Annotated in this window: 2 protein-coding genes and 2 pseudogenes; all 4 read left to right on the top strand. The window is 36.2% G+C overall.

The window, feature by feature from the left end; genetic code table 11:
* Positions 1-263 (top strand): annotated as a pseudogene (locus ACFIO3_RS12370) (hypothetical protein); the annotation flags it as partial.
* A gap of 196 nt (positions 264-459) precedes the next feature.
* Positions 460-642, top strand: coding sequence for a hypothetical protein (locus ACFIO3_RS12365; protein ID WP_375606555.1), 183 nt, complete (start codon positions 460-462; stop codon positions 640-642).
* A pseudogene (locus ACFIO3_RS12360) lies at positions 603-953 on the top strand (helix-turn-helix domain-containing protein). Before ACFIO3_RS12365 ends, ACFIO3_RS12360 begins: the two are co-directional and overlap by 40 nt.
* Positions 954-1,323: 370 nt before the next feature.
* The gene (locus ACFIO3_RS12355) at positions 1,324-1,677 is read left to right on the top strand and encodes a helix-turn-helix domain-containing protein (RefSeq protein ID WP_375704546.1); all 354 of its coding nucleotides are present in this window, start codon (positions 1,324-1,326) and stop codon (positions 1,675-1,677) included.
* The last annotated feature ends 214 nt before the right edge of the window (positions 1,678-1,891 follow it).

The raw sequence follows: 1,891 nt of genomic DNA, 5'->3' as shown, positions 1-1,891 counted from the left end.
ATATCAAGAGACCTCTACCACCAGCTACAACCACATTTCTTATAAAGAAAAATAATACAGCAGACAACTTTACTCCTTTATTTATCAATCTGTTGCGACGGAATGGATATAATGTGATCTATACAGATCAACCTCAAAAGCAACAAAACATGGGTGTGAATTTGAGGTATAGAGTAAAATTAAATAGTAGCACTATAGTGTCTCTTTTTCAGTATAGTGTGAACGGAGAACTACGTGCTCATATAAGTACTCAGCCCAAATGAACCCGCTATTTAATGTAAACATTCTCTATATTTTACACGTAAAGACTTAAAAGCTCTTGCGAAAGGCAAAGAGATTTGCATCTCAATAAAAACCCTCATTCTAGCCAGAGTGGATAAATTTTATTATAGATTGTGACAATACAAAATAGTGTAAATTATAGCTTTAAGATTTAAGAAAAGAAGAATACTAAAAATAATGAAAAATGCCCCACACCCTAGCGAATTGTTACGCGAAGATGTAAATGCAAAACTTGGACTATCTGTGATTGAAGCAGCTGAAGAGTTTTCTATATCCCGTGTAGCATTTTCTAGGGTCTTGGTAAAAATCCTTATAACGACATTTTCAGTGGCAAATTCATTGGCAAAAAAATTCGTTTGAGACGAAAAATGCTTAAAATGTCTCAAAAAACATTAGGTCAACATTTAGGTGCCACTTTCCAACAAATCCAGAAATATGAAAACGGATTAAATCGTGTCAGCATAGGGCGTTTAAAATAAATTGCCGCTATCTCAAATGTTCCACTTCTCTTTTTCTATGCTGATATCTTAACAAAACAACTGCCCCCGTACTCTCATGATGAAATCGCATCAAGTACAAAAGAATACCTGCTGCTCAAAAGATTTAGAGTTCTAACCTCGATAAAACAAAGAGCCATTTTACAGCTGCTCTCTGATGAGCAGATACGCTAACATTATGTGATAATGCATTCTGTTCATAAGCATTCATGCGTATTTTACAAAACAGCCCCCCCTAGGCATTTTTTGCTTGGACGAAAAACACGCCGACTCTTATTAAAAAACTATTTTTATTGCTAATCCCCCGAAATTACTTTATGACTTGAAAAGTGTTTTGGTCGCATACGCAACGACCAATAGGGATCTAAAAACCCGAAAACTCAAACATGAATTGACCCCGCTTTGCGGGTATCCCGGAATTCCGGGAGATTTTGCTATGTCCAAGTGCTTTCAGCACTAAAAGCAAAATGCTGATTTGAGTTCAGTGTTTTTAGACTCCCGGAATACTCATGCGAGGGCGCTCGCACTCGGAGGGGGCTTTAAAATGCAAGCCAAAAATCTTAATATTGACATTTTCATTGGCAAAAAGATTCGTTTGAAACGAAAAATGTTGAAGATATCTCAAAAAACATTAGGTCAACATTTAGGTGTCACCTTCCAACAAATCCAGAAATATGAAAACGGCTTAAATCGTGTCAGCGCAGGGCGTTTAAAAGAAATTGCCGATATTCTCAATGTTCCAGTTTCCTTTTTCTATGCGGATATTTTAACAAAACCACAGCCTCCGTACCACCATGATGAAGTTATATCAAGTACAGAGGAATATCTTCTGCTCAAAAAATTTAGAGTCCTAACCTCGATAAAACAGAAAGCCATTTTACAGCTGATCTCTGATTAAAATGCAAGCTAACATCACACGATAGTGCACACCACGCTCTATCCCATGAGGCACTATAATAAACTCCGTATTCACATGCTCTCAATTAAAAATACCTCATGTTTACGGAACTTATATTATTGCCACCAATTATATCTTTGCCATCAATGATGATATTTTACGACACAACGGGATAAATTTTCCCAAAATCCCAAAAAATGTTTGTGTAAATTTT

This window comes from Bartonella sp. AD328YNZD, from assembly GCF_042196425.1.
The sequence above is the reverse complement of the archived record's forward strand: the minus strand, read 5'-3'. Positions and strand labels throughout refer to the sequence as shown.

Excerpts from the sequence above, each read along its gene's own strand:
- ACFIO3_RS12355 (WP_375704546.1), top strand. The coding sequence starts at position 1,324 with ATGCAAGCCAAAAATCTTAATATTGACATTTTCATTGGCAAAAAGATT.
- ACFIO3_RS12365 (WP_375606555.1), top strand. The coding sequence starts at position 460 with ATGAAAAATGCCCCACACCCTAGCGAATTGTTACGCGAAGATGTAAAT.